The organism is Anaerolineales bacterium, assembly GCA_022866145.1.
In the GTDB taxonomy this organism is placed as follows: domain Bacteria; phylum Chloroflexota; class Anaerolineae; order Anaerolineales; family E44-bin32; genus PFL42.
Map to the genome: position 1 here is coordinate 1 of JALHUE010000055.1, position 6,820 is coordinate 6,820.

At 65.4% G+C, this 6,820-nt stretch carries 5 protein-coding genes; 4 read left to right on the forward strand and 1 reads right to left on the reverse strand.

Annotated elements, in window-relative coordinates:
- Positions 1 to 1,044 (reverse strand): M20/M25/M40 family metallo-hydrolase (locus tag MUO23_01595; GenBank protein MCJ7511646.1); only part of this gene is annotated, 1,044 nt, incomplete at its 3' end.
- A gap of 114 nt (positions 1,045 to 1,158) precedes the next feature.
- On the opposite strand from MUO23_01595, the gene MUO23_01600 reads away from it, so the two are divergent.
- From MUO23_01600 to MUO23_01615, 4 genes are all read left to right on the forward strand, one after another.
- Positions 1,159 to 2,145 carry a hypothetical protein gene (locus MUO23_01600; protein MCJ7511647.1) on the forward strand — a complete coding sequence of 329 codons (987 nt, stop codon included), beginning with the start codon at positions 1,159 to 1,161 and terminating at the stop codon, positions 2,143 to 2,145.
- A 54-nt stretch (positions 2,146 to 2,199) separates the two neighbouring features.
- Entirely contained in the window at positions 2,200 to 2,559 is a 360-nt protein-coding gene (locus MUO23_01605; GenBank protein MCJ7511648.1) for a hypothetical protein, read from the forward strand.
- 147 nt (positions 2,560 to 2,706) lie between these two features.
- Positions 2,707 to 5,868, forward strand: a complete 3,162-nt coding sequence (locus tag MUO23_01610) for a hypothetical protein (GenBank protein ID MCJ7511649.1) — start codon at positions 2,707 to 2,709, stop codon at positions 5,866 to 5,868.
- 399 nt (positions 5,869 to 6,267) lie between these two features.
- Complete coding sequence (locus MUO23_01615; GenBank protein MCJ7511650.1) at positions 6,268 to 6,552, forward strand: hypothetical protein; 285 nt, start codon at positions 6,268 to 6,270, stop codon at positions 6,550 to 6,552.
- Positions 6,553 to 6,820 lie beyond the last annotated feature (268 nt).

The window sequence follows — 6,820 nt, forward strand, 5'->3', positions numbered from 1 at the left end:
ATAGGCCTCGAGCGAAGCCCGGATTTCCTTCGGGTCCTGATCCGGCACCAGCCGCATCGAGATCTTGGCCATGGCCTTCGCAGGCAGCACGGTCTTCGAGCCGGCCCCCGTGAAGCCGCTCAAGAACCCGTTGACGTCCAAGGTAGGGCGGGCCGAGGCGCGCTCGGTCGAGGTGTAGCCGACCTCTCCGTCCAGCTGTGGTGCGCCGGTCTGGGTCTTCCACCAAGCCTCGTCCGTCGGCAGCTTGGCCATCTCATCCCGCTCCCTGGCGCTGAGCGGGCGGACCTTGTCGTAGAAGCCCGGCAGCTGGATCACGCCCTGGGCGTCTCGCATTCCGGCGATCACCTGGCACAGCACCAAGGCCGGGTTGTCGACCGCACCTCCGAAACCGCCGGAATGCAGGTCCGTCGACGGACCCTTGACATTGACCTCAGCGTAAACGAGTCCGCGAAGCGACACCGTCAGGGCAGGGATATCCGGCGCCAGAATGCCAGAGTCGCCATTCAGACAGAAGTTGCTCTTGAGCAGTGCCTGGTTTTGCTGGATAAACGCCGGCAGGCTGGGGGAGCCGATCTCCTCCTCGCCTTCCAGCATGATCTTCAGGTTGACCGGGAGAGGCCCGGTATGCAAGATCGCCTCGACGGCGCTCAGATGGGCCATGACCTGCCCCTTCATGTCGGAGGCACCGCGCCCGTACAGGTTGTCACCCTGCACAACGGGGTCAAAGGGATCGGTTCGCCAAAGGTCAATCGGATCCGTCGGCTGGACATCGTAGTGTCCGTAGAACAAGATGGTCTGCGCCGATGGCCCCGCGTTCAGCCGCTCGGCGTAGACAACGGGATGCCCGGCCGTAGGCAAGATTCGGGCTTGCTCGAAACCGAGGGCGGTCAAGCGCTGGACTAGCCATTCGGCGGCCCGATGCATATCCTGGTTGTGCTCGGGGAGCGTAGAAATGGAGGGGATGCGCAGGAACTCCATCAGGGACTGCAGGGATTGATCGCGGTTCTGCCGCGCATAGGCGATGGCGTCGTCGTAGCGGGTCATTCAGCTCAGCTCCCTTCGGTTTGGTTCTTGTCGGGCTGGATCGCGCTAGACCCGCCCCAGACCGGCTCAGGCAGGAGGCGTCACTGGCACCCTGGGCAGAGCGGGCCGGGCCGGATGGGTAAACCGCGCAGGCCCGACGATTATAGCCTCGCCAGCAGGCTGCGGAAAGCGGGGGAATCCTTGAAGGCGGATGGCAACCATGGTAGCCTCGCCTCGAAAGCGGGCGGTGAACGATTCGAAGCCGCCGAACGGGTAACCCTGCCGACGCCACTCGATTTGCCCGATCTGAGAATCGTCCCAGTCAGCAGCCTCCACCCCCACGAGCAGTTCGATGCGAATCGGGTGGTGCCACTGGTGACCCGGCTGCGCGCCGACGGAGTCTTGAAGAACCCGCCGATCGTTCTCCCCCTGGGACAGCGTACCGAGCGCTATGTAGTGCTGGATGGGGCCAATCGCACCGAAGCCTTCCGGGAAATGGACCTGCCGCATGTGCTGGTTCAAGTTGCCCACGCCGGCGACAGTTCCGTTCGCCTCGAGACCTGGAATCATCTACTGCGCCGGGTCGCGGTCGACACATTGCTCCAGGCCTTGCTGGCCTTTCCAGAACTAGCCCTGGTACGATCCGATGTCGACCGAGCCACCTTCAACCTGAGCGCCGGCGCAAGCCTTGCCTACCTGGCCATGCCCGGGGATCACACCCTGGAAATCGTGGGCGAGACGGAACCCTTGCGCTGGCGGGTTGCGAATCTGCACCGAATAGTGGAAGCCTACACGGGGCGGTGCGAGCTTGAGAGGATCAGTGCCGTGCGGGCTGCAGGCCTGCAGAATCTCTACCCGGACTTCGCCGCCCTGATGGTCTTTCCCCGTTTCGAGCTGGAGGATGTGATCCGGGCGGCGTCCCAGGGGGTGCTGCTGCCCGCCGGCCTCACGCGATTCCTTGTCTCGCCCCGTGCGCTGCGGGTGAACTACCCGCTGGATCGGTTGGCGTCTGGCCGGTCTGCCGAGGAGAAGCAAGAGGAACTCGAGCACTGGCTGCGGACGGTTGTCGCATCCCGCCGAGTCCGCTACTACGGCGAGGCCACTTACCTGTTTGATGAGTAGCCGCCGGCTTCGCCTGTGGCAGCAGCCAGCAGGGAGCATGGAGGGAGTAGGGCATTGGATGTTGAGTTGGTCGGGCCCGAGCAGGTACCGGTTCCCCCGGAGAAGGTGCGGGTGCTGAGCGCACGGGCGGCTGCCTATTCAGATGGCCGCCGAGTGAAGGTCTCCGTCCGCCTGACGCCCTTCCTGGAGCGGCCGGATGTCGAGCTGCGCATCGTGGACGGCGCCGGTCAGCTGTTGGCCGAGGCCGCCGTCATCGAATGTGTTGAGACTGACTTCGAGCTCACGCTTCATTTGCGACAAGGGACACCCCGGCCGGCGGCGTGTGAGCTGGCAGTCAGGGTCCGTTACCCCGATCGGGACCTGCAGACCGACCACACGCTGCGGTTCTCGATCCCCCCGGATCTCCCGAGCTAAGGACAACGAGCGCTCGCTCCCCGGGAAAGTTGACCTATAATGTGCATGTCGCGGACGCGCGCCGCCGGTCGCGGGGATCGGCGGGGATGACTGCCGGGCGTGCAGCTGTGGCAGCGTCTCGCCTGCGGCGCGGAAGCCGGAGAGACGGTGCCGAGACCGGACCCGCTCCACACGCACAGGATCACACCTCCTTCGTTTGACCGGACGAAGCTTCATCGCGTTCGCCTGGTAGACGCACTGCTCGCTTATGTCGGGCGCAAATTGATCGTTGTAGCTGCCCCGGCGGGGTACGGCAAGACGACCCTGCTGGCGGACTTCGCGGCGCATGCGGGGGTTCCCACCTACTGGGTTCGGCTGACTGCGGCGGACCGGGATGCCGTCCGGCTGGCCGAGGCGATCCAGGCCACCCTCGGTCGCCGCTTCCGGCACTTTAGAGCCTTGGCCAGCCAGGCTATGACAGGACAGACCGTGCCGGCGGGGATGGCGCGGGCGCTCGCCGATGCGGTCCGGGACTCGATTCGCGAGCCGTTTGCCCTCGTGCTCGACGATGTCCACTTGCTGAACTCTTCCCAACCTGCGCTTGACCTGCTCGACGTCCTGATTTCGGAACTGCCTGAGCAGATGACGGTCATCACCGCCGGTCGGGAAGTGCTCGAGGTGTCGCTGGCAAAGCTGATGGCGGACGGCGACCTGGCCGGCTTCGGCCCTCACGACCTGACATTTACGGCCGAGGAGCTCATAGACCTTACCCGGTTGCAGGGTGGCGCAGAACTCAGCCTGGAGCGAGCCGAGTCCTTGATCCATTCGACCCGGGGCTGGATCACGGGGTTGCTGCTCACCGGGAGCGTCTCGGCTGCCCACCTCCGGGCTTTCAATGATGGCGGCCAGCCGATGGTGTACGACTACCTGGCGTCCGTTGTCCTGGGTCAGCAAACCGAAGCCATGCGGCAGTTCATCCTGGATGCAGCCTGCCTGCCGGTGATGTCGGTCGCGGCCTGCGACACGGTCTTGCGCCGGAACGACAGCGGCGAGCTGCTTCCGTGGCTCGTTCGCAAGGGGCTGTTCATCGCCGTCAGCGAGGACCAGGCGGCGACCTTCGAGTTCCACCCTCTCTTTCGCCAGTTCCTGCTGGACACGGCTGAGCGCGAGGACCGGCGTCGTCTGATGCGGCTGCGCATGCGGGCAGCGGCGTACCTTTCGCAACAGGGACGGATCGAGGAGGCGGTGGAGGCCTTCCTCGCCGCCGGGTCCCGCATCCGCGCGGCTGGCTTGATGGCGAGCCATGTGCGCGAGATGGACCGCAAGGCGCATTTCCAGACAGTCGAGCAGTGGATGGCCTGGGCGGAGGAGTACGACCTGCGGGTGCCCGAGGTGTATATCAAGCTTGCCTGGCGGGCCATCGATCAGGGCAGGGACGACGACGCCCGCCGGCTCGTGGACAAGGCGCGCTCTCTCTTGGAGAACGATCGGCCTCTCGATCTCTGGAGCCTCGCCGAATTCGCAGAAGCCACCCTGGCAATGCGTCGTGGGGATGTCGATGCCGTCAACCGGATTCTGGACGGGATCGTCGAGCGCGTGCCGCAAGGCAGCTATCCTTGGATTCATGGAGCGGTCCACGAATCCCGGGCGGCGGCCATCGCCCAGGCGGGCGGAGATCAGTCCAGGGCAGAAGGCGAATTGCGGCGGGCGATCGAGCTCTACCGGCTTGAAGGAGACGAGTTTCGCGAAGCTCGCACGCTCGTCACGCTATTCAACTCGCTGGGTCGGCAAGGCCGGAGCCTGGAGGGCGAGCCCTACATGCGCAAGGCGCTGGCTCTGCTTGCGGCGAGGTACCCGGGGTCGGAGGACTACACGGCAGCGCTCAACAACTATGCCGTCGGCCTGCACGGGCGAGGGGAGATCGACGAAGCGATGGGGCTGCTGCAGCAGGCGCTGCGTCTTGCCCGCCGCTCTGGGAACGTGCGCAATGAAGCCCTGGTGGTCCTGAGCCAGGCGGACATCTTCAATGACCTGGGGCTGGCGGTGCAAGCGGCCGAACTGTACGACCGGGGGATCCTGCAAGCCTCGCGGGCGAAGGACCTGTGGCTTCTGCGCTACGGCTGCCTCCTGATCAGCTCATTGCACCGCAGGCAAGGTCAGAACGCTACTGCCCAGGCTTGGCTGCACCGGGGGGTAGCGGTCGACAGCGGGCGAAGCCTGTGGCCGGTGATCCAGATCGAGACCGCGGCCTTGCTCAGCACCGGGGACCCCGGCGAGGCGGCTTGCCGCGTTCAGTCGCTGCTGACGGACACGGACTGGATCCTGACGAGCGCGGAGCGGGCGGTAGCGATGTACCATCTGCTCCGCGCGCACTGGCTGGCCGGTGCTTTCGACAAGGCCAGAGAGGAAGCCTCGCGTTGGCTGGCGTGGATCGGGGCAACCGGCAGCGCTCAACCGGTGGCGGCAGAGCTGTTGGCGGACGCGGACCTTCTGCGCTTCTTGAAAGGGGAGTTCGCTTCCGACCCGATCTGGCAGCAGCTCCACGGGAGAGTGCAGTTGCTGGAGGCGCTGGCGGTCCGATTCGGCGCCGAGCCAGAAGAGCAGGATCGCCCCAACAGGCTGCTTGTCCGGGCGCTGGGCCGCAGTGATCTGGCGATGGGGGGACAGCCGCTGGCGGATCTCAAACCGCTGGCGCGAGAAGTGTTGTTCTTCTTGGTAGACCATCGGCGGGTTGAGAGGGACATCCTGCTCGAACAGTTTTGGCCGGAGCACATGCCCGGGCGGCAGGCTGCGAACCTGCATATGGCGATCTACGGCCTGCGCCGTGAGCTGGGCAAGGACGCGATCGTGCTGGATGGCAGCACCTACCAGGTCAGCCCTTCGATCGAGCTGGACTACGATGCGGATGCCTTTGAGCACGCAGCCAACCTGGCGCAGCGGATGGCGCCGGGCGATCCTCGCGGGCTGTTCGCCCTGACGGAGGCGGTGAACTCGTACGGCGGCCCCTACCTGCCGGGACTGACTTCGAGCTGGGTGCTAGACCGACGCCGCGTCCTGGAGAGCCGCTACCTTGACCTACTGGCCGAGACGGCGGACGAGGCCATGGTGGCCGGACAACCTGAAGCCGCAGCGCGCTGCCTGCGGATTGCCCTGGACATCGATCCATTTCGCGACGATGTCCATCTTCGGTACCTCGAGGCACTGGGGGACCTTGGCCGCCAGAGCCAGATCGTCTCGCACTATCGAGGCTACGTGCGCCTGCTGGCCGACGAGCTTGGGCTGGATCCTCCGGAGCCGATTCGCTCCCTCTACCAGAGGCTGATCAGCTAGCCCTCGGTCCCTCGATCCCTCGATCCTCGACCGGACATTCGTTCCCTCGAACTCTCATTGCCAAATTCGGCCAGTTCGGCTGCCGCAGTGGTGCGAGCCCCTGCCCATATCTGGGGCCGTCCGCAAGCTGGCCGACACAGCTTCGGGTCAACGAGTCCGAGTGGGACCGTGGTACCCACCCCGTCCCGTCGATTCTCCATGTAGCGTAGATTGAGCAATTGTTTCGGTCCGGGCGTGCGCAAGCATGGACCCGGGGAGAATCCACAGGAGGTCGACATGCCAGCAACTGACGGCACCGGCAGGTAGTGGCCATCCCTTCGCCATCGGCGAAAGGGCGCGGGGCGAGCGCGGGGCACGATTGCGCGCATTGCCCGGCACATTTGGAGTGGAGGTAGACCAATGCACGGTAGCGTCTTAGACACACTCGTTGCTCGCTCGATCACGGATGCTTCGTTCCGACAACGGTTCGATCAGGGCAGACTGGCGCAGGACCTTGATGAGCTCGAGGCTCCGGCCGGAGTCCGGGAGGCATTGGAAGATCTCTCGGCTTCTCCCTGGGAGGCCTTCGTCCGCCAGGCACACAGCTGCCTGCAGGGAATCGAAGCGGCGATCGAGCTTCCGGCCATGCCTTCGGCGCGGGAGGGTTTGCAGCCGAATCGGGTCCTTGCCGAACAGGTCGCCTGATCCCAGCCGGTATCGCGGGGGAAGGTCACGGGCTCGCGCCACGGCCCAGGACTTTCAGCTGGGTTAGCGAGGGGCGACAGGTATAATGGCCGGAGGCAAATCGCCGGATGGCGGGCATGCAGCCTGCGGGCGGGGAAGAGGACTTCGCACCCACTAGGGAGGGGGGCGCAATCCTATCGAGGAAGCGGCCGGGGCGGCATCTTCGCGCCTGGTTGATCGTGCTTGTCGGATTGATGGCAGTGACCGCGGCGACGTCTGCCGCGGTTTC

Excerpts from the sequence above, each read along its gene's own strand:
- MUO23_01600 (MCJ7511647.1), top strand. The coding sequence starts at position 1,159 with ATGGGTAAACCGCGCAGGCCCGACGATTATAGCCTCGCCAGCAGGCTG.
- MUO23_01615 (MCJ7511650.1), top strand. The coding sequence starts at position 6,268 with ATGCACGGTAGCGTCTTAGACACACTCGTTGCTCGCTCGATCACGGAT.